General features: G+C 36.3%; 22 protein-coding genes. 10 read left to right on the plus strand and 12 right to left on the minus strand.

Going from position 1 to position 25,499, the window contains the following annotated elements; all coding sequences use genetic code 11:
- Positions 1-41: 41 nt before the first annotated feature.
- From GS03_RS11480 to GS03_RS11490, 3 genes are all read right to left on the minus strand, one after another.
- The gene (locus tag GS03_RS11480) at positions 42-224 is read right to left on the minus strand and encodes a CAL67264 family membrane protein (RefSeq protein WP_136152686.1); all 183 of its coding nucleotides are present in this window, start codon (positions 222-224) and stop codon (positions 42-44) included.
- 52 nt (positions 225-276) lie between these two features.
- Positions 277-1,554 carry a metal-dependent hydrolase family protein gene (locus GS03_RS11485; protein ID WP_136152687.1) on the minus strand — a complete coding sequence of 426 codons (1,278 nt, stop codon included), beginning with the start codon at positions 1,552-1,554 and terminating at the stop codon, positions 277-279.
- A gap of 313 nt (positions 1,555-1,867) precedes the next feature.
- Positions 1,868-2,926: an NAD(P)-dependent alcohol dehydrogenase gene (locus GS03_RS11490; protein WP_136152688.1), complete on the minus strand. Its 1,059-nt coding sequence runs from the start codon at positions 2,924-2,926 to the stop codon at positions 1,868-1,870.
- 210 nt (positions 2,927-3,136) lie between these two features.
- Between GS03_RS11490 and GS03_RS11495 the strand changes: the two genes are divergently transcribed.
- Both GS03_RS11495 and GS03_RS11500 read left to right on the plus strand, forming a co-directional pair.
- Positions 3,137-3,583 (plus strand): hypothetical protein, encoded by a 447-nt coding sequence (locus tag GS03_RS11495; RefSeq protein ID WP_136152689.1) that lies wholly within the window; start codon positions 3,137-3,139, stop codon positions 3,581-3,583.
- A 46-nt stretch (positions 3,584-3,629) separates the two neighbouring features.
- Complete coding sequence (locus GS03_RS11500; RefSeq protein ID WP_136152690.1) at positions 3,630-4,214, plus strand: C40 family peptidase; 585 nt, start codon at positions 3,630-3,632, stop codon at positions 4,212-4,214.
- Here the strand turns inward: GS03_RS11500 and holA are convergent.
- Positions 4,207-5,211 carry a DNA polymerase III subunit delta gene (gene holA / locus GS03_RS11505; protein ID WP_136152691.1) on the minus strand — a complete coding sequence of 335 codons (1,005 nt, stop codon included), beginning with the start codon at positions 5,209-5,211 and terminating at the stop codon, positions 4,207-4,209. The genes GS03_RS11500 and holA overlap by 8 nt on opposite strands.
- Positions 5,212-5,265: 54 nt before the next feature.
- Here holA and GS03_RS11510 point away from each other — a divergent pair, with 54 nt between their 5' ends.
- The 3 genes from GS03_RS11510 to GS03_RS11520 all read left to right on the plus strand — a co-directional run bounded on the left by GS03_RS11510 (position 5,266) and on the right by GS03_RS11520 (position 7,643).
- Entirely contained in the window at positions 5,266-5,712 is a 447-nt protein-coding gene (locus tag GS03_RS11510; RefSeq protein WP_136152692.1) for a type I restriction enzyme HsdR N-terminal domain-containing protein, read from the plus strand.
- 15 nt (positions 5,713-5,727) lie between these two features.
- On the plus strand, positions 5,728-6,723 hold the full coding sequence (locus GS03_RS11515) for a glycosyltransferase family 2 protein (RefSeq protein WP_136152693.1): 996 nt from the start codon (positions 5,728-5,730) through the stop codon (positions 6,721-6,723).
- An 83-nt stretch (positions 6,724-6,806) separates the two neighbouring features.
- Entirely contained in the window at positions 6,807-7,643 is an 837-nt protein-coding gene (locus GS03_RS11520; protein WP_136152694.1) for an OmpA/MotB family protein, read from the plus strand.
- 119 nt (positions 7,644-7,762) lie between these two features.
- Here the strand turns inward: GS03_RS11520 and GS03_RS11525 are convergent, their stop codons facing one another.
- Positions 7,763-8,383, minus strand: coding sequence for an L-threonylcarbamoyladenylate synthase (locus GS03_RS11525; RefSeq protein ID WP_136152695.1), 621 nt, complete (start codon positions 8,381-8,383; stop codon positions 7,763-7,765).
- 89 nt (positions 8,384-8,472) lie between these two features.
- Positions 8,473-10,797, minus strand: coding sequence for a UvrD-helicase domain-containing protein (locus tag GS03_RS11530; protein ID WP_136153105.1), 2,325 nt, complete (start codon positions 10,795-10,797; stop codon positions 8,473-8,475).
- Positions 10,798-10,966: 169 nt separating this feature from the next.
- Between GS03_RS11530 and GS03_RS11535 the strand changes: the two genes are divergently transcribed.
- The gene (locus GS03_RS11535) at positions 10,967-11,491 is read left to right on the plus strand and encodes a DUF7935 family protein (RefSeq protein ID WP_136152696.1); all 525 of its coding nucleotides are present in this window, start codon (positions 10,967-10,969) and stop codon (positions 11,489-11,491) included.
- A 43-nt stretch (positions 11,492-11,534) separates the two neighbouring features.
- Here GS03_RS11535 and GS03_RS11540 read toward each other — a convergent pair whose 3' ends face one another.
- The gene (locus GS03_RS11540; protein ID WP_136152697.1) at positions 11,535-13,262 is read right to left on the minus strand and encodes a peptidase associated/transthyretin-like domain-containing protein; all 1,728 of its coding nucleotides are present in this window, start codon (positions 13,260-13,262) and stop codon (positions 11,535-11,537) included.
- Positions 13,263-13,536: 274 nt separating this feature from the next.
- On the opposite strand from GS03_RS11540, the gene GS03_RS11545 reads away from it, so the two are divergent.
- Positions 13,537-13,857 (plus strand): 4a-hydroxytetrahydrobiopterin dehydratase, encoded by a 321-nt coding sequence (locus GS03_RS11545; protein ID WP_136152698.1) that lies wholly within the window; start codon positions 13,537-13,539, stop codon positions 13,855-13,857.
- 18 nt (positions 13,858-13,875) lie between these two features.
- Here GS03_RS11545 and GS03_RS11550 read toward each other — a convergent pair whose 3' ends face one another.
- Genes GS03_RS11550 through GS03_RS11560 form a run of 3 tightly spaced genes read right to left on the minus strand, consistent with a single transcriptional unit; the run spans position 13,876 to position 18,489 of the window.
- Entirely contained in the window at positions 13,876-15,876 is a 2,001-nt protein-coding gene (locus GS03_RS11550) for a protein-disulfide reductase DsbD family protein (protein WP_136152699.1), read from the minus strand.
- On the minus strand, positions 15,876-17,183 hold the full coding sequence (gene tilS / locus GS03_RS11555) for a tRNA lysidine(34) synthetase TilS (RefSeq protein ID WP_136152700.1): 1,308 nt from the start codon (positions 17,181-17,183) through the stop codon (positions 15,876-15,878). The genes GS03_RS11550 and tilS overlap by 1 nt, the downstream gene beginning before the upstream one ends.
- Before the next feature lie 22 nt (positions 17,184-17,205).
- The gene (locus GS03_RS11560) at positions 17,206-18,489 is read right to left on the minus strand and encodes an anthranilate synthase component I family protein (protein ID WP_394346375.1); all 1,284 of its coding nucleotides are present in this window, start codon (positions 18,487-18,489) and stop codon (positions 17,206-17,208) included.
- A gap of 202 nt (positions 18,490-18,691) precedes the next feature.
- Between GS03_RS11560 and GS03_RS11565 the strand changes: the two genes are divergently transcribed.
- Complete coding sequence (locus tag GS03_RS11565; protein WP_136152701.1) at positions 18,692-19,585, plus strand: DUF4349 domain-containing protein; 894 nt, start codon at positions 18,692-18,694, stop codon at positions 19,583-19,585.
- Positions 19,586-19,680: 95 nt separating this feature from the next.
- The gene (locus tag GS03_RS11570) at positions 19,681-20,055 is read left to right on the plus strand and encodes a DoxX family protein (protein ID WP_136152702.1); all 375 of its coding nucleotides are present in this window, start codon (positions 19,681-19,683) and stop codon (positions 20,053-20,055) included.
- Positions 20,056-20,108: 53 nt separating this feature from the next.
- Here GS03_RS11570 and katG read toward each other — a convergent pair whose 3' ends face one another.
- The gene (gene katG, locus GS03_RS11575) at positions 20,109-22,298 is read right to left on the minus strand and encodes a catalase/peroxidase HPI (protein WP_136152703.1); all 2,190 of its coding nucleotides are present in this window, start codon (positions 22,296-22,298) and stop codon (positions 20,109-20,111) included.
- 179 nt (positions 22,299-22,477) lie between these two features.
- Here katG and GS03_RS11580 point away from each other — a divergent pair, with 179 nt between their 5' ends.
- Positions 22,478-24,151, plus strand: coding sequence for an amino acid permease (locus GS03_RS11580; protein ID WP_136152704.1), 1,674 nt, complete (start codon positions 22,478-22,480; stop codon positions 24,149-24,151).
- A gap of 61 nt (positions 24,152-24,212) precedes the next feature.
- Here GS03_RS11580 and GS03_RS11585 read toward each other — a convergent pair whose 3' ends face one another.
- Positions 24,213-24,734 carry a hypothetical protein gene (locus GS03_RS11585; protein WP_136152705.1) on the minus strand — a complete coding sequence of 174 codons (522 nt, stop codon included), beginning with the start codon at positions 24,732-24,734 and terminating at the stop codon, positions 24,213-24,215.
- Positions 24,735-25,499: the final 765 nt, after the last annotated feature.

The raw sequence follows: 25,499 nt of genomic DNA on the forward strand, positions 1-25,499 counted from the left end.
GTCAACTCTCAAGACTTAGGAACCTTGTTCTCTGAATACTTTTACAAGCGTCCTTTTAACGAACTAAACACCCAGGCATTGGCTAAAAATCCAACTCCTACGGCTCCAAATCCCCAACCTGCAGTTTCATCATAGCGGAAAGCACCTAATGCGATAAGTAATAATCCCATAATAATCATAACAAAAGTTGCCCATCCTAGGACAGTGTTTTTATTCATTCCCATATTCTTTGGTATTTAATTTTGGAAAGCAAATTTAAGAAAAAATGTTGATAGTTTATGGTTTATAAACTACCCCGTCTTTCATTACAAAAATCACATTGGTTACTGTTGAAACATCTTGTGTTGGATCATCGTTTGTAGCAATAATATCGGCAAGATAACCTACTTCAATCGAACCTAATTGCTTGTCCATGTCAAGTAACATTGCATTAGTAATTGTGGCAGCTTGTAATGCTTTCATAACTGGCATTCCGGCATCGGTCATATAGACAAACTCACGAGCATTCAATCCGTGTTGGAATACTCCGGCATCAGTTCCAAAAGCGATTGGAACACCTCTCTTATAAGCATTTGCAAAAGTTCCCTGAATCTTTGGTCCAATAGCCAATGCTTTAGGCACCACAATCGCTGGATAATAATTGGTTTTTTTAGCATTCTCTTCTACTGCTTTTCCTGCTGTGATAGTTGGTACCAAATAGGCATTATATTTTATCATCAAATCCATAGTAGCATCACTCATTTCGGTACCGTGTTCGATGGTTTTTACACCACCTTTGACAGCCCTTTGCATGCCTTCATCACCGTGAGCGTGTGCAGCGACTTTCATTCCGTAATCTTTGGCTGCGGATACAATTGCTTCAATTTCATCCTGCGTAAACTGTGGATTTCCTGCACTTTTAGCGACACTTAAAACGCCACCAGTAGCCGTTATTTTTATCCAATCAGCCCCATTTTTATAACGCCATCGCACGGCTTCTTTTGCATCTTCTATACCATTAACTACTCCTTCTTTTGGTCCGGGGTTTCCAATAAGTTCTTTTCTATATCCGTTAGTTGGATCGGCATGGCCTCCTGTGGTGGCAATTGATTTTTCGGCAGTGAAGATACGGGGTCCTATAACCTTTCCTGAGTTTATCGCATTCCTAAGCGATACGTTGACGCCGCTTCCCCCTAAATCCCTTGTGGTAGTAAAGCCTGCCATTAAGGTAGTTTTGGCAAACACTTCGGCATTGTAGGCAACATCTGCATCGTTAAGGCTAAACCTTTCCAAATAGGATGTTGGGCTGCTTTCCCCTTCAAAATGTACATGCATGTCAATCCAGCCGGGCATTACTGTTTTGTTTTTTAGGTCGATAGTTTTATCGTCAGCATTTGTTGGATTAGTGAAACCATCCTGGATGCTTTTGATGATTTTGCCTGATACTACTATGGTTTTGTTAGTTAGTACTTTTCCGTTTTTGGTGTCGATAAGTTTACCGCATTGGATGTAAGTATCTTGAGCTTGTAGCGTTAATGCACTTAATAGAATGGTGAGGAAGAATAGTTTTTTCATTGATAATTGATTTAAGTATTTAAAGATAGAAAAAATTATTTGTTTAGTGATATTGCCTGACACTTAGTGACACCTTATGATACCTAATGATGCATTTTGACACCTAAAGACTCTTTTTGACACCTAGTGACACCTCAAACCGATATTTTTGATACGGTTCTTCGGATGTTGTTCGGGTATTGTTCGCAAAACAGGTGCTTTTTGCGAACAACACCCGAACAAAGTTGGAGAAAACAGAAAGGAATAAGCAAGTTTATACAGAAAAAAAAGGACTCCGATTTGGAGTCCTTTTTTTATTATAGTAATTAGGATATTATTTTTTAAGCGAAGCCATATCAATAACAAAACGATACTTAACATCGCTCTTTAGCATTCTTTCATAAGCTTCATTAATTTCCTGCATCTTGATGATTTCAATTTCAGAAACGATATTGTGCTTGCCACAAAAATCAAGCATTTCCTGGGTTTCGGCTATGCCACCAATTAAAGAAGCAGCAACCGATTTTCTGCCCAAAATAAGTGGAACTGTATTTAAAATTGGCTCAAGTCCTCCTAAATAACCCACAATAACGTGAGTTCCGCTAATGGCTAATGTTGAAATATATGGATTGATATCATGAACATAGGGAACAGTATCAATAATCACATCAAATTTTCCGGCTACGGAAGCCATCTGTGCGTCATCTGTAGAAATTATTACAGCATCAGCACCCAAACTTAAAGCATCTTTTTCTTTGCCTGGTGTTCTTGAAAACAGTGTTACTTCAGCGCCCAATCCTTTGGCTAACTTAATTGCCATATGTCCTAATCCTCCTAATCCAACAACCGCAACTTTACTCCCTTTGGTAACATTCCAATGACGTAATGGAGACCAAGTAGTGATTCCCGCACAAAGAAGTGGTGCCACTGCAGCCAAATCTAAATTGGCTGGCACTTTTAATACAAAGTCTTCATCTACAACAATTTTTTCCGAATAACCTCCGTGCGTAAATCCGCCTAAATGTTTGTCTTGTCCACCATAAGTTCCAACCCAGCCATTCAAACAATACTGTTCCAAATCCTGTTTACAACTGCTGCAAGTTCGACAAGAATCTACAAGACAGCCAACAGCAGCAAAATCGCCTACCTTCAGCTTGCTTGCTTCGCTTCCTACTTTAGTTACCTTACCCACAATTTCGTGACCGGGAACAACGGGATAACTCGTCCATCCCCAATCATTTCTTGCTGTGTGTAAGTCAGAGTGACAAACACCACAGTATAAAATTTCAATTTCAATGTCTTTTGGCAATACCACTCTACGCTCAATGTTCATTTCTTTTAGTGGCGCCGTGGTACTGTCTGTACCGAATGCTTTTACGTTTGTTGTTTCCATTTTTATCTTTTAGTTGATGAAGTTTTATTTGATGTCATACAAATTTAGTCTTTAATGCAAAAAAGTTCATTAAAGCTATGTTAAATGTATTGACTTTCAAGTATGGAGTTTGTAACTTTACTATAAGATAATCTCATAATTGTTGCTAATTATGACAGAAGAAGCGAAAGACGGGAGTGTTTCGCTTTTTTTGTGACTTGAAATTAAGGAATGAAATACGAACTTAATCAAGCTGAAAATTTTTGGCTTGTTATTTGTATTTGGAGAGAAAAAAATCAAATGAAAAAATTTCTTTTCCTACTAATTTTAACTTCCGGAGTTTACGCACAACAAGAAGTGCTTAATGTTCAACACTATTGTGTTGATGTAAAACCTTTCAAAAAAGGAGAGTGTGATATCTCTGGAAACGAATATTCCTTTGTATTTTTAGATATTCAAAAAAAAGATGTAACCTTTTTTTTCACCGACACCAAACTCAAATATAAAATAACAGAATCTCATATAGAAGACTCAAATCCTAATTTCACTTGGTATAATTTAATAAATGAAAAAGGGAGTATGGAAATGAGAATCAATAAACAAAAAACAAAGATTGAATTTATTGATGCAACTAACCATATCTATTTGACTGTCGGTAAATCTACAAAATCAGAATAGTCGAAACAATAACTAGTTTAATGCTACAATTAATTTAGCTTTGCCAATGATGGATATAACTGCATCTATTTTCTCTATGAAAGCTCAAAAAATAAACCTCTCAAAACATGCTATACTCATTGGCGTTTCACTAATTTTTTTATGGATTTCGTTTGATTACTTTAAGAAATCGGATATGCTGCCTCAAAGCAATGAAACACTTATTAATGGTCAACTCATAAATCCAACACAAAACACGGTTTCGAGAAGAGACAGCATTGTTAATTATGGAATGGAATTATTAGGTACTCCTTATGTTTCAGCCGGCACTGACAAGAATGGATTTGACTGTTCAGGATTTATTTATTATGTATTTAAGCATTTTAAAATTGAGGTTCCCCGAAGTTCACCACAATATAAAAATTTTGGAAAAGAGGTTCCAATAGAAAATGTAAAAAAAGGAGATATTTTAGTGTTCTTGAGCCCTACCGCTAATGTCGTAGGCCATCTGGGCATCGTTACAAATCCAAAAGGAATGGAAACCGAATTTATTCATTCGACTTCAGGTCGTGAAATGAAAGTGGTTATTTCAAGTCTTAAAGTAGAAGGTTACAAGCGCAGGTTTGTAAAAGCGATAAGCGTAATCAATTAAAAATACTAACCAGCATCTCTTTCAACAAATCGCCTTGCGGCAAAGCATTAGCACCAACACCTTTACTTTTTACATCAACATCGCGTAGTTTTCCAACAATTGCGCTTACTTTTTTCATTGGATAATTATGGGCTGCAGCAATATAATCATTGACAAAATAAGGGCTTACTTTAAGTATTTTGGCAACATTTGGGGCAGACTTATCTTTTAAACCATGATATTGCAGCAAAGCAGAAAAGAAACTAAACACCAATCCGTTGGTCATTACAATTGGATTGTCTTTTTGATTCTGCGCAAAGTAATTGGCTATTTGATAAGCTTTAAATTGGTTTTTCTCACCAATGGCTTTTCTGAATTCAAACACATTGAAATCCTTGCTAAATCCAATGTTTTCTTCGATATGATGCGGCGTAATGGTACTTCCTTTTGGCAAAATGATTTCCAGTTTGGTCAATTCGTTGGCAATCCGACTCAAATCGTTCCCAAGAAATTCGACAAGCATTGCCATAGCTTTGGGTTCAATACCATAACCACGACCTTGTAAAACGCGTTTAATCCACTCGCCTACTTTGTTGTCGTACATCTTTTTGCTTTCGTAAACCAAGCCATGTTTTTCGATTGTTTTGGTTACTTTCTTGCGTTTGTCAAGGGTTTTGTATTTGTAGGCAAAAACCAAAACCGTAGTCGGTTGTGGATTTTCGGCATACTTTTCCAACTGATCAATCGTTCTGGATAATTCTTGTGCTTCCTTAACAATAACCACCTGACGTTCTGCCATCATTGGGTAACGTTTAGCATTTGCAACTATATCATCAATAGTAGTATCACGACCATAAAGCACCATTTGGTTAAACCCTTTTTCATCTTCTGTCAAAAGGTTGTCTTCCAGATATTCGGTGATTCTATCAATATAATAAGGCTCTTCACCCATCAGAAAATAGATAGGCTTGATATTCCCAGCTTTGATGTCGTTAATTATTTTTACTACTTCTTCCAAAATAAGTTGATTCGGTTATTTGGTTATTCGTTTATTTGATAATAGATTTGTTGAATGCAAAAACTGAATTTTCCGTCCTTTTCGTTTCGCTTCAAAAATAGTGAAAATAAAGTGTCAATTTTTGATGATATCAGGAAAAAGTTTATCATTCTCACACCCGAAGAATGGGTTCGTCAACACACCGTTCAATTTTTACTTCAAGAGAAAAATTATCCGAAATCATATATAAATGTTGAAAAACTCATTAAGATTAATGACATCAACAAACGCTATGACGCTGTAGTTTTTCAACCCAATGGAGCGTTGTTTTTATTGGTAGAATGCAAAGCGCCTGAAGTAAAAATCACGCAGGAAACCTTTGACCAAATTGCACGCTATAATCTGACACTAAAAGCACAATACCTGATGGTAACCAACGGACTAAATCATTACTTTTGTCAAATGGACTTCGAGAATGAGAAGTATATTTTCCTTGAAGAGTTACCAGATTATAGACAATAGACGAATAGATAATAGATGATAGACAAGAAGATAGCTGTAGTTATACTGAATTGGAACGGAGCAAAGTTGTTAGAACAATTTTTACCCTCAGTTATTGCCTATTCTGATGATGCAAAAATCTATGTGGCTGATAATGCATCGACGGATAATTCCATTGCGGTAATAAAAGAAAAGTTTCCATCGATTACTATTATTCAAAATGATGGTAATTATGGCTTTGCCAAAGGCTATAATCTGGCGTTGCAACAGGTTGAAGAAGAATATTATGCTCTGGTAAATTCCGATATTGAAGTTACTAAAAACTGGCTTGCTCCTATGCTGAAAATTTTTGATTCAGAAGCCAATATTGGAATAATACAACCAAAGATTTTAGATTATAAAAACAAAGAATACTTTGAATATGCCGGTGCTGCTGGTGGTTTTATCGACCAATTTGGTTATCCTTATTGCAGAGGCAGAATTTTTGAAACTATAGAAAAAGACAACGGTCAATATGATGATGCTTTGGAAATCTTTTGGGCAAGTGGTGCCTGCTTTTTTATCCGAAAAGAAGTTTACCGAAAACTAAATGGTTTTGACGATGATTTCTTTGCGCATCAGGAAGAAATTGATTTGTGCTGGCGCGCATTTAATTTGGGCTTCAAAGTCAAATATACTCCGGCATCTGTAGTATATCATGTTGGTGGTGCCACCTTAAACGAAAGCAATCCGAAAAAAACATTTTTGAATTTTAGAAATTCATTATTGATGCTTACTAAAAATTTACCTGAAAACAAGTTGGTTCCCATACTTTTTGTGCGTCTGCTACTTGATGGCATTGCCGGAATTCAATTTATTTTTAAAGGAAAATTTATTCATTGCTGGGCAATTATTAAGGCTCATTTTCATTATTATCATCTGATTAACAAAACGTTGAAAAAACGAAAAGGAAATCAATCCGATAATTATTATCACTGCAAAAGCATTGTCTATCGCTACTTTCTGAAGAACGGCACTATATTTGAAAAGTGATTTTAACAAGAGTTTATCATTTAAATGCACTCTTGTAATCTAAAATAATCCGTACTTTTGTTAAAATTAAAATCACCTAATTCATGAAAAAAGTAATTTTCGCACTATCGTTACTTGCCCTAACCCTGACCTCTTGTGGTTCAAAGAAGAAAATCGCTGCTTTAGAAGCACAAAACAAAGAATGTCAAGATTTATTGAATTCAACTACAGTTAAATTGAACTTGTGTCTTTCTGAAAAAGACGCGCTTTCTAAACAAAACGATTACTTAAAACAAAATAACTCCGACTTAATAAATAGCTCCAAAGAAATGACTATGTTAAGTACAAAAGGAGCACAAAATCTTGAAAAATCATTAGAAAGTTTAAGAGAAAAAGACCTTAAAATTACTCGTCTTCAGGATGCTTTAACTAAAAAAGACAGCGTTACTTTGGCTTTGGTTACGAGTTTAAAAAGCTCGGTTGGTATTTCTGACCCAGATGTTGAAATCAACGTAGAAAAAGGAGTTGTTTTTATCTCTATTGCTGATAAATTATTGTTCAAAAGCGGAAGCTATGTAGTGAGCGACAGAGCTAAAGAAGTTTTGGGTAAAGTAGCTAAAGTAATCAACAGCCGTCCTACATTTGAATGTATGGTCGAAGGTCATACTGATAATGTACCTTTTACAGGAAATGCAGTACTATTAGACAACTGGGATTTGAGCGTAAAACGTTCAACCGCTATTATCAGAGTATTGACAAAAGATTTAGGTGTTAAACCATCTCAATTAATTGCTGCCGGAAGAAGCGAATTTATTCCTTTAGTGGATAACAATTCAGCTGACAACAGAGCAAAAAACAGAAGAACTCGTATTGTAGTTTTACCAAAAATTGATGAGTTCTACGAGATGATTGAAAAAGAAATGAAGAATCAGAAGAAATAGTTTCTTGAGAAGAAAGAGAATAGAATATAGATAATAGACAAAAACGTCCCGAGAAATCAGGACGTTTTTTTTATTTAAAAGAAATGTCTATTTTCTTTTCTCTATATTCTATTTTCTTTCTAAAAAATATCAGGGTCTCCTTTTCCTTCACGGAGAACGACTGGTTCATATCCTGACAAATCGATAATCGTAGAACCAACATTATCTCCGTAACCGCCATCAATGACTAAATCAACTAAGTATTGCCATTTTTCAAAAATCAATTCCGGGTCAGTTGAATATTCTAGGACTTCATCATCATCGTGAATGGAAGTTGATACAATTGGGTTCCCCAACTGTTTTACAATTTCGAGCGCAATGTTATTATCTGGAATTCTAATTCCAACCGTTTTCTTTTTGCGGAATTCTTTTGGCAAATCATTATTGCCTGGCAAAATAAAAGTATAAGGTCCAGGCAAGGTTCTTTTTAGAATTTTAAAAGTCGACGTATCTATTTGACGAACATAATCAGATAAATTACTCAAATCACTACAAACAAAAGAGAAATTGGCTTTCTCCAGCTTAATCCCTTTTATTTTGGCAATGCGTTCCAAAGCTTTAGTATTGGTAATATCACAACCCAAACCATAAACGGTATCAGTCGGATAAATTACCAAACCTCCATTTTTTAAAACATCAACTACCTTTTTGATAGCTGCTTCGCTGGGTTTGTCTTCGTATATTTTTATGAATTCGGCCATAAATTAGAAAATAGATGAAAGAGAAAAGATAAAAGACTCGTCTCTTTATAGTTATTTATTCTTGCTTCTTGTCTCTTGCTTCTTTCTTCTTATCCAATTATATCCAACTTCGCAAATCTCAAAAGCAGTTTCTTAATTCCGCCAACTTCAAATTTGATTTCTGCTTTTTTATCTGCGCCTGCGCCTTCTAAACTAACGACTTGACCTTTGCCAAATCTTTCGTGAATTACTAAATTTCCAATCGTTAAATTGCTGTCAAACAAATTAGTGTTACTTGGCGCATTCCCAATTGGTTTCAATTTACGAATATTCACGGATGAAATAGGTTCATCTCCATATTTTTTTGGTGGCGTTCCGGCAGTTGGTTTGGCTAATCGCAATTTGGACTTATCAATATCGCCAAAAATATCCAAATCAATCGTTGGTTTGTAACGATAACCTGTGTCCATCGGATTCAAATATTCAAGATATTCATCTTTTATTTCTTCGATAAAACGGGATGGTTCTGCATCGGTTAATTTTCCCCAACGGTAACGCGATTGTGCATAAGTTAAATATGCCTGATGCTCAGCTCGGGTTAAGGCAACGTAGAACAATCTTCGTTCTTCTTCGAGTTCACTTCTTGTATTCAAACTCATCGCACTCGGAAATAAATCTTCTTCCATTCCGACCACAAAAACATACGGGAATTCTAATCCTTTTGCCAGGTGAATCGTCATCAAAGCTACTCTATCGTCATCACCGGTATCACGGTCTAAATCGGTTGCGAGTGCAACATCTTCCAAGAATTCGGATAAAGCACCACGCGCTCCATCAATTTCTCTTTGCCCTTCGATGAAGTCTTTGATACCACCCATTAAAGTTTCTATATTTTCAATTCGGGCAATACCTTCCGGAGTTCCATCTTTTTTGAGTTCCTGGATTAAGCCTGTTTTTTTGGCAACATGTTCTGTTAAAACAAATGCATCCTGTTGTTCGTTGATGACTTGAAAACTCTTAATCATCGTCACAAAATCATCCAACTTTTGTTTGGTGCCCGAATTCAATTTCAAATCAATCTTATCGATGTTTTCCATTACTTCAAAAATGGAACGTTTGTAATGATTGGCAGCAACCGTAAGCTTTTCAACGGTTGTGTCACCAATTCCACGAGCTGGATAGTTTATCACACGAATCAACGCTTCTTCGTCTTTTGGGTTAATTACCAATCGAAGATAACAAAGCACATCTTTAATTTCTTTTCGTTGATAGAAAGACAAACCACCATAAATTCGATACGGAATATCACGTTTGCGCAAAGCGTCTTCCATCGCACGGGATTGTGCATTGGTGCGATACAAAATCGCAAACTGACCGTTTAGCATTTGGTTACGCATCTTTTGTTCAAAGATTTCACCAGCAACAAATCGGCCTTCTTCACCATCTGTAATGCTTCGGTGCACTTTTATTTTTGGACCAAAATCATTGGCTGTCCAAACTATTTTTTCAAGCTTGGTTTTATTTTTATCGATAATCGAATTGGCGGCTTCAACAATATTTTTGGTAGAACGATAATTCTGCTCTAATCGATAGGTTTTTACATTTTCATAATCCTTTTGGAAGTTGAGAATGTTATTGATATTCGCTCCACGAAATGCATAGATACTTTGGGCATCATCACCAACCACGCAAATATTTTGAAATCTATCACTCAACGCACGCACAATCAAATACTGCGAGTGATTGGTATCTTGGTACTCATCAACCAAAATATATCGAAATCTGTCCTGGTATTTTGCCAACACATCCGGAAAACGATTTAAAAGTTCGTTGGTTTTTAATAACAAATCATCAAAATCCATTGCGCCGGCTTTAAAACATCTGTCAACATAATTGGCATAGATTTCACCCAAACGTGGCTTTTTGCTCATAGCATCCTGCTCTTGTAATTCGGGATTGTTTAAGTACGCTTTGACCGTAATCAATGAATTTTTATACGATGAGATTCTGCCCAAAATTTGTTTGGGTTTATAAATATCTTTATCCAACTGCATCTCTTTGATAATCGCCGAAATCAACCGAACACTGTCCTGCGTGTCATAAATGGTAAAATTGGAAGGAAAACCTAATTTGTCTGCTTCGCTTCTTAAGATTCGGGCAAACACCGAGTGAAACGTTCCCATCCAAAGGTTTTTAGCTTCGTTCGTTCCAACAATATCAGCGATACGCTTTTTCATTTCACGTGCCGCTTTGTTGGTAAACGTCAGTGCCAAAATATTAAACGCATCCACACCCAAACTCATCAAATAGGAAATACGAACCGTCAGCACACGCGTTTTTCCAGAACCTGCGCCGGCAATGATAATCATTGGGCCATCTTTCTGAAAAACGGGTTGTTGCTGGGCTTCGTTAAGTTGGGAGATATATTTTTCTATCATCATTTTTGAGAATGTTCAAATTTATGATTACTCGTATTGAATTACAATAAATTTTAAGGGTATTTCTATTATATTTGTCAACAATTTTAGTCAAGTTCTCGATACTTTCCGATTAAAAATAGGAACACTCGAACTGACGGAATAAAATTATAAATCAATTTCAATTATGAACTCCGATAAGATTTTAGAATTACTAATGTATGCTGTTCCTTCACTAATAACTGGTGGTGTAGCCTATTATTTGTTTGATAATTACTTTAAAGACCAACAAAATACCAGACGCTGGTTATTGCAAAGAGAAAATCAGAAACACTCATTACCATTGCGTTTGCAGGCGTATGAACGATTGGCTTTGTTTTTAGAGCGTATCAATCCTTCTAAATTGCTGATTAGAGTAGCACCATTAAGTGACAATAAAGTAGATTATCAAAACCTTTTGATTCATCATATTGAGCAGGAATACGAGCATAACATCACGCAACAGGTATATATTACGAATGAACTTTGGACGATGCTTTTAACCGCTAAAAATACCATCATTCAAAATATCAGAAAAACAGCTTTGGATGAAACTGTTACCACTGCGGATCAGTTAAGAGAAAAGATTTTAAGCAATCTACTCGACGGACAATCTGCTACTACTGTAGCTCTTAGCTATTTAAAAAATGAAGTCGCTGAAGTTTTAGGATAACAAAAATCCTTCTCAATTGAGAAGGATTTTTTGTTTATAATCATTAATAATCTCTTAGGACATGTGCAATGACCGTCAAGGTATGCACACCTGTACTGTTAGAAAAAGTTCCATTAACAGTCATATCAACATATTGGCCAACTGCGCCAAAACTACTTAGATTATATTGAAGCGTATTTGGCATAGAGCTACTGATTCCAATACCCTCAGAACTCATTTGAAACGCAGTTGAAGGATAAACCCCGGGAACATGTGTTGTTCCACTAAGGTAAAAATAGTTTGTGGATGTAATGTATAATTGAGCGCCTGTTCCGCCTGGCGGAGTAGTTCCTGAATGCAAACCAGTTAATAGGAAAACCGGCGGATTAGAATCTACCTGATACGAAATAAATTGAGTTATAGTATTACATGCTGTCAGCACACCAATATTTGTTATCGGAGATGTAAATGTGTAATTGATTGTTCCGGTTGTTTGCAGATTATCATAATCAAAACCCTGCAAAGTAAATGTATTATCACTTGGACAAACCACTGTGCTAAAACTAAACGTTCCGCCCGTAACTGCTGCTATACTTTGAGTTGCACCATACTGCATTAAAACATAGCCATTAGTTACATTGGTACTGTCACATTTTAATAAAGTCCCTTGAACTACAGTTGGTGTAGCCATTGCAGAAGTTATAACAATATTGGGTAAAATAGTATCGCTTGTAAATGGGCCTATTGTTCCTGTATAAATACTATTTCCACAAATATCCAAAACCGATACAGTCATTGTCGTGTTTGCTGGAACTAAGCCTGAAACTTGCCCGCTACCATTAGTATTCCCATATGCAGTATAAGTAAAGCCATTCGGCAAAAGCCCAACACTAACATTAGTTAACGGATTACCGTTAGAATCTACAACAGTAGTAGTTAATCTAACAGTTGGAAACTGTGCATCACAATTCCACCAGGAGAAATGTGAAACGGTTCCAACATAATTATTTCCAACCTTCGTGGCAACTCCATCTTGTTTCCAATAACCTCTAACTTCGTCAAAATACCATAACGGAATTGTGATTGGTGCGCTTGCCAATTGGCTGTCATCTATTCGGATTGTTATGTCGGCAGTGTAGCCATTGGCAATATTTAACTTTTGTCCCGCTGAACCTCGCAATGTTACGTTTAACATTCCAAAGGTTTTAAGTATGACTTCATTACCGTTGTTGTTTTCAGCATATAACATTCCGGGCATTAAGTTGTTTAAGTTTTCATCAGAAGATGTTAGATGAAACATTGAAACCTGAACATTACCAGTATAAGTTGCTCCATTTTCATCTGTAAAAACACCATCAAAATTTACTTTTGTGCCTGAAGGAAGTGACACTTCACTTTCAACACCTGATTGGACAGTTTGCAAAGGCGTATCAGTCAGCAGCATTATTTTTACATTGTTTCTTCCTGCAGTTGGCACTAAAGAGCGTGAACCATCAAGATATCCTGATTTTTTAGCTGTGACGTAAGCAAACTTTTCAAAAACATCTGCGCTATTGATGATAAAAACACCATTGACATCTGTTTGTACTGTAGATGAACCTATTTTTACAGTTGCGTTTTGTATTGGATGATTGTTAATGTCGACTATTTGTCCTGTAAAACTACGGGCAACCACATTGCCAAATTTTTCAGAAAAATTATCTGTGAAATTTCCGTTATTTTCACTTAAATCACAAGTGACAAAAGCAAAAATAATAAGCAATGCTCCTAAAAGAATCTTGATTTTTTTCATACTCTTTGGTTTTGTTTGACCTAAAGATAAGAAAAATCAGTATTGGTTGCGTTAGAAAAATTATTTCTTAACTTTGAAATTCCGTCGTTTAGCCAATTCAGGCAATCATCAATGTTTGGCGTATAGCTTATTGTAACATTCCATTTTTATTCTTTTAATCGGTTAGATTATCTGTTTCTTAAATTCTTATTTTGATTACGATTTTAAGGTGTAATAATTGAAAAAGAATTGCATTTGGCTTACCTTTACATTTAGAATTAAAAAATGTAAAATCATGTCACTTTTAACCACACAACTCCTTGAAGAAGCTTTAGCCCATGTGCCAGGATGGGTTTATGCCGACAAATCGATTGAAAAACAATTTGTTTTTACTGATTTTACTGAAGCTATGGCTGTGATGAACAAAATTGCAGTTATAGCCGAAGAAATGAACCATCATCCGGAATGGTCCAACGTATACAATAAATTAGAGATTCGTTTGTCAACTCATGACAGCAACGGAGTAACAACTAAAGACATTCGCCTGGCGCATGCTATAGAGATTATCGTGAAGGAGATTCGAAATCCGGAACCTATTCTTTTAAATAACAATTAAGGTTTACTCCTTTGTGTTTTATTGCTTAAATTTTGATATTCCATCTTTAAGCCATTTGATATACTCATCCACATTGGGTGTGTAGCTTATTGGAGGATTCAATTTTTCTTCGTTCAAATCGATTAAAACGTAGAAAGGTTGCGTATTTGTTTGATATCTTGTAATAATAAATTCCGTCCATTTATCGCCGATCGTGGTAATCTCATTTCCGGTTTCTTTTGAAACCGTTTGCTCACTTTTAGGCAATTCTCTTTTATCGTCAACATATAACGAAATCAAAACAACATCGTTTTTCAATACATTCAAAACCTTTTCATCCGACCATACATTATTTTCCATCTTACGGCAATTGACACATGCATAACCTGTGAAGTCAAGCATGACAGGTTTATTGATGGATTTGGCGTAAGCTAAACCCGTTTCATAATCCGTGAAAACGGTTAATCCGTGTGGTCCAACTTCTGCGCCATTTGGTAATCCTTCTTTAGAAGAAGTTGTGCTGTTTCCAAAAAAACCGGTTGGACTTTCACTATAGGTTTGTGGTGGCGGAAATGCGCTGATTAATTTTAAAGGCGCGCCAAATAATCCGGGAATCATATAAATAGTAAACGCTAAAACCAATAATCCTAAAGATAATCTTCCGACCGAAATATGGGTAATCGGACTATCATGTGGTGTCGTTATTTTTCCTAATAAATACAAAGCCCAAATTCCGAAAATAGCAATCCATATCGCCAGAAAAACCTCTCTCTCAAGCAAATGTAATTGCAAAACCAAATCGGCATTGGATAAAAATTTAAATGCTAATGCTAATTCTAAAAAGCCCAAAGAAACTTTCACGGTATTTAACCAGCCTCCTGATTTTGGCAACGAATGCATCCAACTTGGGAACATGGCAAAAAGCATAAACGGCAATGCTAAAGCAGAAGAAAAACCAAGCATACCTATGATTGGCGCAATGCCACCTTTAGAAGCTGATTCAACTAAAAGCGTTCCGACAATTGGCCCGGTACAAGAAAATGAAACAATGGCTAAAGCCAAAGCCATAAAAAGAATTCCAATTACACCTCCTCTATCGGCTTGTCTGTCAACTTTATTTGCCCAGGAATTCGGCAGCATAATTTCAAAAGCTCCAAGGAAAGAAACTGCAAAGACTACTAAAAGCAAAAAGAAAAACACATTGAACCAAGGGTTTGTTGACAAGGCATTAAGAGCATCAGCACCAAAAATTCCAGTGATTGCTAATCCTAAAACCACGTAAATTGCAATGATTGAAATTCCGTAAAGAATAGCATTTCGTTTTCCCTGCCCGGGATTTTTACTTTGTTTGGTAAAAAAGCTTACCGTCATTGGAATCATTGGAAAAACACAAGGTGTAAGCAAGGCCGCAAAACCTCCAAGAAAAGCCAGGAAGAAGATTGTCCACAAACCTCTTTGTGCTTCTTTTTTCGGAGCTTCAACAACTGTTTTTGCTTCTGGTTTTGTAGGTTCACTAACCGTAAATTGTGATGAACTCGCTGTATCTGTTTCTGAAATGTTAGTTGCTATTTCTTCGGGAAGTTGGTCTGTTGTATTTGGCAACTGAAACGTAAAACTCATATTATCATTGATACAAGCAGTTTTGCAAACCTGGTAATCAATTTTGGCTTTTATAGAAGTCAGCTTCGCGTTAATGATTTTTACTTTTTGCGTAAAGGTTACATTCTTTTCAAAGTAATATTCGTCTACACCAAAAACATCATTAAACTGTTTTTTATATGGGCTTTCTTTAACTTTTCCAACCAATTCATAGTTTCCTTTTGCCTCTTTAAAATCAAATTCGGCTGGCAATGGTCCATCGGCTGGCGTGAATTGAGAATATACATGCCAATCGTTGTCAATCTTTCCTTCCATCACCAAATTGAATTCGGAATCAGAAATTTTTTCAACTTTGGAAGTCCATTTTACCGGCTTTACAATTTGCGCATTTAAGTTGGCTAAAGCCAAAAAACTAAAAAGAAAAAATAGTACTTTCTTCATTAGGCTGTATAATTTATTTTTAAAATTTTTATTGTCGTTTCAACAACTTTAAATCGCTCGTCCTGTCTTTTTCCAATAACCCAAACAATTTGATTTTCAGAACATAAAAGCCAGGTACTTGATTTGTCCAGTAAAGAAAATTTCTCGTCTTTAAAAAACTTACTGAGCTTCTTTTTCCCATTCATTCCGTGAGGATAAAACCAATCGCCTTCCTGCCATTTTCTGATCTCCAACGGAAATTGGAGTTTATCTTCGTCGACAAAGATAGTATTAGTTGCCTGAACCGAAATGTCCTCTACGCTACAAAACGCCATTTTTAAGGGAAATTTAACTTCTTTCTGCTCTTTTTTTATCCAAAAATGAATCGGTTCACTATCATTTTGTTTCGGAAATAAAATCAAATGATTTCTGTCTTTCAATAGAATATGCGTTTCCGAAAACACTTGTTTCCCTGATTGTGCCTCAATTAAATCATAAACGGCATCCCAATCGGTAAAACCATATTCGGATAACCATTGGTATAAATAGGCTTTGTGATTCTGGAATTTCAATAATTTAGAAATATCAATTTTGATGGTGTCTTCTTCCGAAACTACTTGTTTGTAAACCATTTGGGAAGCATCACTGACAAGTGATTTTGCCTGTTGCAAACTGGAAACCGTATTTTCAAAAGAATCTAACAAACTTGGATTGAGTTCTTTCAAAATCGGAATGACATCGTGACGCAGTTTGTTTCGCAAATATTTATCCGAGGCATTGCTGCTGTCTTCGCGCCATTCAACATTGTTTTCTTTGGCGAAAGTCTCAATTTCATTTCTGGAAAAAGGCAATAACGGACGAACAATATTTCCGTTTTGCTGCGGAATTCCGGTCAAACCGTCCAATCCGGAACCACGGGTAAAATTGATTAAAAACGTTTCTAAGCTGTCATCCAAATGATGCGCTGTCAGTATATAATCGTAATCATTATTTATCAAAAGTGAGTTAAACCATTCGTAACGAAGGTTTCGGGCAACAACCTGAATCGATAACTTCTGCTTTTCTGCAAATTTTTTGGTATCAAAACGATTTACAAACAATAAAACATCTATCATTTCACATTGGTATTTTACAAATTTTTCATCTTCATCACTTTCATCACCGCGCAGCTGAAAATTGCAATGAGCAACCCTAACATCTAACTTTAACTGATGACACAAATGCAACAAAACCATGCTATCAATGCCTCCGCTTATTGCCAAAAGGAGTTTCTTTCCTTTTAGGAAAGGAAGATTCTGGTTGATATGATTTTGGAATTTTGTGAGCATATTCAAAAGTAGTTATTTTAATTTAACTCAAAACTTCAAACATGGCTTTGGCTTTCAGCAGGCATTCTTCATATTCCTGTTCGGGATTGGATTGCGAAGTGATTGCGCTTCCAACCGAAAACGAAACGTAATTTGCTGCGGCATTATATAAGATACTTCGAATAACTACATTAAAATCGAAATCATTGTGCGGCGTAAAATAACCCACAGCACCGCTATACAAGCCGCGTTTTGATTCTTCCAGTTCTTCGATAATTTTCATTGCCGAAATCTTTGGCGCGCCTGTCATGCTTCCCATTGGGAAAGTCGTTTTTAGAATTTCTACCGGCGAAGTTGTGTTTTCCACGTTCGAAACAACAGTCGAAATCATTTGATGAACCTGCTCAAACGTGTAAATGCCGCACAGTTCTTCTACGGCAACAGTTCCTTTTATTGCTGTATGCGATAAATCATTGCGAACCAAATCAACAATCATGATGTTTTCGGAACGTTCTTTTGGGTTTTGCTCTAAAGCGCTTTTTGAATTATTGTCCAACGTTTCATCCGAAAAGCGTTTGGCTGTTCCCTTTATGGGTTGCGAAATGATTTTGTTTGCTTCTTTTCTCAAATAACGTTCCGGCGAAGCACAAAGTAAATACTGCTGATTGTTCTTGAAGAATATGGCAAATGGCGGTTTGGAAATGGCATTTAGTTTTTGATAAATTTCAACAGGTTCAAGAGTGGCATTTTCAGCATAAAATTCCATGCAGAAATTAGCTTCATAAATATCGCCACGATGAATGTGTTCAAGCATCTTATTGACTTTTGAAAAATACTCATCTTTTGAAATTCTTTGCTTAATATCAATTTCCGAGTGCTCAACATTGAATACTGAACACTGATTTATCTCATCAAAATCAGATTCTATTTCATCATCGCATAATCGCAAATACTGAACTTCTAATTGATTTCCTTTTAACAGAAACAATTTCTTTGGCTGAAAGAAAAATAAATCGGGAAAATGCAAGCCGTCAAAGTTGTTGGAATGCAATTCTTCTACGTCATTTTTTACATCATAAGACAAATAGCCAAACAGCCAATCTTTGGTTTGCTGTTGGTATTGTTTTAAATCTTCAAAACAGTTATGATAATCCGTTTTTATCGAAGTAAAAGCATCCACAGCCAGAACACAATCAAAGCTGGATTGTTTTTGATGATAATTGTTTGAATCTAAAAAAACCACTTCCGCAAACTGCTGTGACCAATGCAATAATTGGTTTTTGAATCCTTCAGGATTGTCAATTTTTTTCGAAAATATAGTTCTCAATGACATGGTTTTTATGGCACTCAAAATTACAATAAAATAATTGGCTGTTGGAAAGGAAGCAAATGAAAATTTTGGCACACTTTTTAGTAGGAACAAAATAACATTTAACAAGAAATTCATTTTAAAATTATTGATAGAAAACTACACTCGCTTTTTGAAATTGAAATTGTAACTATTAATAACTATTTAAAATGAATGTAAAATGAAAAACAGAACAAAACTTGGTTTGGCATTGCTCTTATTTGGACTTGCCTTTGCGTGTAAACAAGCGGATTCGCTTGACAATGCTACTGAAGCTGCAGCTGACACTACAGCTGTAGCATCAACAATATCTTCCAATGCAGCGGTGGAGAAAAAAGAAAGTCATCGGAAATTTGTACGAACCGCCGATTTAAAATTCAAAGTAAAAAATGTTGCCAAATCAACCTACGCTATTGAAAATATAGTCTCAAAAAACGGTGGCTTTGTAACCTTCACCGATTTGAAAAGCAACATCAACGAAAAATCAGAAACTAAAATCAGCCAGGACAGTACACTCGAAACTACCCGATATACCGTTGACAATACCATCACCCTTCGTGTCCCAAACACCCAATTAGATACCGTTTTAAAATCAATGGTAAAGGAAGTTGCCTTTCTCGACAGCCGTTTGATAAAAGCCGATGATGTAGCCTTGCAATTATTATCTAATAAAATGGCACAAAAAAGATTGGCATCTCACCAAAAAAGATTGGAAAAAGGCATTGATACCAAAGGCAAAAAACTAACTCAAATCACTAATGCCGAAGATAAATTGCTAGGCAGACAAACTGAAAGCGATGAAACGGTACTGCAGAATCTTAGCTTAGAAGATCAGGTAAATTACAGCACCGTGACTTTGTATTTGTACCAAAGAGAAAGTGTTCTACAGGAAATTGTGGCCAATGAAAAAAGCATTAATGCGTATCGACCACATATCGGACTGCAAATTTGGGATAGTTTGAAAACGGGTTGGTTTATGTTTGAAGCGATTATTGCATTTGTTGTACAACTTTGGGCACTGCTCTTACTGGCAGTTTTAGGTGTTTTTGCGTATAGAAAATTTGCAAAGAAATAAAGTTAGTAACTTGACTGTAAAATAGATACCATTGGCGCAAACCTTTGGTATTTTTTATTTAACTTTGATAGACAAACCAACAAAACTTCAACTTTATGAAAATCACCACTATCGTTATTCGAGTATTGATAGGACTTTTTCTCCTATTTGCATCGGTTAGTTATTTTTTGCACTTAACACCTGAACCTGTTACTACAGGAGATTTTAAAGCTTTTCAATTGGGCTTAGTGGCTTCAACTTATTTAATGCCTTTGGCTAAAGGAGTAGAACTGCTAGCTGGTTTATCTTACGTCACCGGTAAATATGTAACTTTAGCTAACATTGTTATCCTTCCTGTTACCTTAAATATTTTATTGATTAATTATTTCCTGGCACCGGAAACATTGCCTATTGCTATTGCCTTATTTTTAGCAAACTTGTTTTTAATTTATCGCTATTGGGATAATTATAAATCTGTATTTACTCCATAAAAAAATGCCTCTCGAAAATGAGAGGCATTTTTATTTTATTTAATCTGTATGAATTAAGCTAAGTCAAATCGATCAAGATTCATTACTTTGTTCCAGGCTGTTACAAAGTCTTTTACAAACTTATCTTTAGAGTCTTCACATCCGTAAACCTCAGCCAAAGCACGAAGTTCTGAATTCGAACCAAAAATAAGATCTGCGCGTGTACCAACCCATTTTACTGAACCCGATTTGCGATCCCGACCTTCGAATACATCTTGTGTCTCAGAAGTTGCTTTCCATGTAGTACTTAGATTTAGCAGATTCACAAAGAAATCATTAGTAAGTGTTTCAGGACGACTTGTAAAAACGCCGTGTCTTGAATTATCATAATTAGTATTTAATACACGCATACCGCCAACAAGAACCGTCAATTCGGGTGCTGTTAGTGTTAGCAATTGGGCCTTATCTAAAAGAAGCTCTTCTGCTTTAGCTGTTTGTTTACTACTTACATAATTTCTAAAACCATCCGCTTTTGGCTCAAGTGCGGCAAATGAAGCAACATCGGTTTGTTCCTGAGATGCATCGGTACGACCTGGTGTAAAAGGAACTTTTACATTATGACCGGCATTTTTTGCGGCCTGTTCAATAGCTGCGCAGCCACCTAATACAATTAAATCTGCAATAGAAACTGGTTTGCCAAATTCTTTTTGAATTGCTTCAAGTGTATCTAAAACTTTCGACAATTGAGTCGGATTGTTTACTTCCCAATCTTTTTGTGGTGCCAAGCGAATACGTCCGCCATTAGCGCCACCGCGTTTGTCTGAACCACGGAATGTTGAGGCCGACGCCCATGCTGTAGAAACCAATTGAGAAACGGTTAATCCTGAAGCAAGTATTTTAGTTTTAAGTGCAGCAATATCATTTTCATCAATTAGTTTGTGTGAAACAGCAGGAACCGGATCCTGCCAAATCAATACTTCTGACGGAACTTCTGAACCAAGATATAGATTGCGTGGTCCCATATCACGATGTGTCAATTTGAACCATGCACGTGCAAAAGCATCTGCAAACTCATCCTGATTTTCATGAAAATGTTTAGAAATTGGAGCGTATATCGGGTCCATCTTTAACGCCATATCAGCCGTAGTCATCATAAGCGCCTGTGTCTTAGAGGCGTCTCCCGCTGCTGGTGCTTTTTGAGCATTTGAAGCCGCAGTTGGTGTCCATTGATTGGCTCCGGCCGGGCTTTTTGTCAATTCCCAATCATAACCCAATAACACGTTAAAATAATCGTTATCCCATTTGGTTGGATTTGGTGTCCATGCGCCTTCTATTCCACTTGTAATTGTATCATCTCCGTGACCGCTTCCAAAAGTGTTTCTCCAACCCTGACTTTGCTCTTCAATACTTGCACCCGCTGGTTCTCTTCCAACATATTTCCCCGGATCGGCAGCACCGTGAGCTTTCCCAAAAGTGTGTCCTCCGGCAACCAATGCTACTGTTTCATAATCATTCATTGCCATACGTCCAAAAGTCTCGCGTATGTCTATTGCCGATTTAAGTGGATCCGGATTTCCGTTTGGTCCTTCCGGGTTTACATAAATCAATCCCATTTGTACTGCTCCAAGTGGATTTTCCAATTCACGATCTCCGGTATAACGTTTGTCACCTAGCCATTCTGTTTCTGAACCCCAATAAATATCTTGTTCCGGTTCCCAAACATCTTCACGTCCGCCTCCAAAACCAAAGGTCTTAAAGCCCATCGATTCCAAAGCACAATTTCCGGCTAGTATCATCAAATCAGCCCAGGAAAGTTGTTTTCCGTATTTTTGCTTGATAGGCCAAAGCAGCAAGCGTGCCTTATCTAAGTTGCCATTATCCGGCCAACTGTTAAGCGGTGCAAAGCGTTGTGTTCCTGAACCTGCTCCACCACGACCATCCTGAATTCGATAGGTTCCTGCACTATGCCATGCCATTCTTATAAAGAATGGTCCGTAATGACCATAGTCAGCCGGCCACCAATCCTGCGAATCAGTCATAAGGTCGTACAAATCTTTCTTAACTTGCTTTAGGTCTAATTTTTTAAACTCTTCAGCATAGTTAAAATCTTCACCCATAGGATTGGACTTTGCCGAATTTTGATGCAAGATGTTTAAGTTCAACATATTTGGCCACCAATCTCTATTTGCTGTTCCTCTTCCAGCACTTTGTTTTAGGGTTCCGCTTGTAAACGGACACTTTCCCTGAGAATCATTGTTTCCCATATTGTATGATTTATATTGGTATAAAATTACATTTTTTAAAAACCAAATCTAATGATAACTGTCATCTTTTGTAATAGTTTTTAATTATATATTACTATTTATAAATTGCCAAAACTTATATTTAAAGATAATATCATTTGCTTTTATATATTTGTTTCTTTGTAACCAAAATAATAAACATGTTATTATCCAAACTATTCCGAAAAAAATCAACCTCAATTATAGTAAAGCAAGGCGGTGATGGTGAACACTCCGGCTTAAATAAAGTTCTAAACGTTAGAGATTTAACCTTCTTTGGTATAGCGGCTATCATTGGTGGTGGTACATTTAGTGCTATTGGAAATGCGTGTTTTTCGGGTGGACCGGGCGTTGTGTTTCTATATGTGATTTGTGCAATTGCTTGTGGTTTTACTGCTTTATGTTATGCCGAATTTGCTTCGCGGGTTCCCGTTTCCGGTAGTGCTTATACCTATGCGTATGTTTCTTTTGGCGAATTGTTTGCGTGGATTATCGGATGGGCATTGATTATGGAATATTCGATTGGAAATATTTATATCGCTTTTTCGTGGAGTGGCTATTTTACCAATCTGCTCGAAAGCTTTCATCTGCACTTGCCCGAGTGGTTGACCATCAATTATAAATCGGCACAAGACGCTTTGTTAGCTAATAAAGCCGGTGAAGGATTAACTGCCTGGCAAACGGCTCCAACTCTTGGCGGTCTACGTATTATTTTTGACTTGCCTGCCGTCGTAATTAATTTACTTATCACTTATTTGGTTTATCGTGGCACTAAAGAGTCCAAGAATTTTAGTAACGTAATGGTTTATATAAAATTAGCCATCATTGCTTTGGTTATTGTTGTGGGTGCATTTTATATTGATATTGACAATTGGACACCGTTTATGCCAAATGGTTTTGGCGGAGTTATGGGTGGTGTTTCAGCGGTTTTCTTTGCTTATATTGGCTTTGATGCTGTGTCAACTTTGGCAGAAGAAAGCAAAAATCCGCAGCGCGATTTACCTCGTGGAATGATTTATTCTTTGGTAATTTGCACTGTAGTCTATATCATTTTGGCGTTGGTTATCACCGGAATGGTATCATACACACTTCTTGGTGTTAGCGATCCTTTGGCAGAAATATTTGCGTTGAAAGGTGTCAAATGGATGCTGTTTATTGTTTCTATCGCTGCAGTTGTAGCCATGACAAGTGTGTTGTTAGTTTTCCAAATGGGACAACCTCGTATCTGGATGACGATGAGTCGTGATGGATTGATGCCAAAGAAATTTTCTGAAATACATCCGAAATACAAAACACCAAGTTTTGCAACGATAGTTACCGGTTTGGTTGTTGGTATTCCGATATTCTTTACCGATGAAAACTTTGTATTAGACTTTACCAGCATCGGAACCTTATTTGCTTTTGTGCTAGTTTGTGGTGGTGTTTTATTGTTATCTCCACAAAGCGAAGCAGAACTAGCCGAACGAGCTACCAAAGGAAAATTCAGAATTCCGTATGTGAATTCAAAATTCATATTCCCATTGATTTGCATAGGAACTATTGCTGTTGTTCAGTACTATCTACCAAATTATTTTGCTGAAACCTTTAATTGTACAGGAGATAAAGTAGCTACCAACTTACCTTTGATTGTGTTCTTTATTCTTTGTATCGTAATGGCTGTAATTGCCTTTATGAAGAACTTATCATTGATACCATTATTAGGATTAATTTCCTGCTGCTACCTGCTAACGGGAATGGCGGTTTCCAATTGGAAATGGTTTGGTGTTTGGCTGGTTATTGGACTGGTCGTTTACTTCATGTATGGTTATAAAAACAGTAAACTCAATAAAAAATAAACACAAAAAAATCCCGATTCAAATTCAGAAATCGGGATTTTTTTTAATTAGTCTATTGTCCTTATTTATATTGAGCAGCTTTCCCAAATTCAGAACCACCACTTGGACCATAATTGTTACTGCCATAAGTAATGTCAATAGTGCCTTCGGTTACATTTAATATTTCTCCACCGTCATGCAGCTGTCCTTCAAATCGGCCTCTAAAACCGCGTGAATCATTTTGGTAAAAAATACAGTCCGTTAAATCTTCCTGACGTGCATTCCAGCTGTATTCCTGTAAAGCGCCTTCATTGATAATCCGGGCAGCAATCAATATCTGATGGTTGTAAGTACCACCTCGATAAGGTCTAAATACAAATGCTTCTCTGTGCTCAAAGGTATTATCGTCATCCTCAGCGCGGATATAAAGTACCTGTGCAGGATTTCCAAGCAGATCGGAAGTGTTTTCATAACCAACAGAAATTTTGGTGTATTCATATAATACACCATCAATCTTCATTGAAATAGTTCCATGCCCACTGGAGTCATCGCTTGAACATCCTGATAAAAAAGGGAGTATAAAAAGTAATAGTAGTTTTTTCATGGGCTAAATATAAAAAAAATCCGTTAAGGATAAATTGTGATTTTTTTGTTTCTGAAAACAAAAAATCCGTTAAAGATAAATTGTGATTTTTTTGTTTTCTGAAAACAAAAAATCCGTTAAGGATAAATTGTGATTTTTTTGTTTCTAAAAACAAAAAATCCGTTAAAGATAAATTGTGATTTTTTTGTTTTCTGAAAACAAAAAATCCGTTAAAGAATGTTCTCTAACGGATTTCCTACACAATCCAGATAAGTTTACCAATAACCCACTTTTGCTTTTCGACAGGCAGTTACTGTCTATATTATTTTAATTTGTTGGTTTTATTACCAACTGCAAAAGGACAAAAAATTCATTCTTAACGGCTACTGTATAATATGCTTAGATTAGTATAATAAGGATGGCTTTTTACTGCTAAAGCTTCTCCTTTTTGAACACTTTTATTCATTATTCCGTTAACAATATATTGGAATAATTACTTCTAATATTCTATATCAAACTTACAAAAATGAAATTGTATTTTGACTGATTTTCAAAATTTTAACATTTAAAAATACATTTTTAAAACTTCTTGTATGCTTATCCTTATTAATAAAAAATAAAGCTAAAAATTCTCTTATAAAGTGATTGTATTTTTGGAATTAGAAGCGGACGAGAGTTGTTTTTATCACTTTCCTTCCCGCTTTCCGCTTCTGGTCCCAAAAGACGAGACTTGCTCCACACGAGCGAAGCGACTGCCGAAGGAATCGAGGCTAAAAATCACGTCTA

Source organism: Flavobacterium sangjuense, assembly GCF_004797125.1.
Taxonomy (GTDB): Bacteria; Bacteroidota; Bacteroidia; order Flavobacteriales; family Flavobacteriaceae; genus Flavobacterium; species Flavobacterium sangjuense.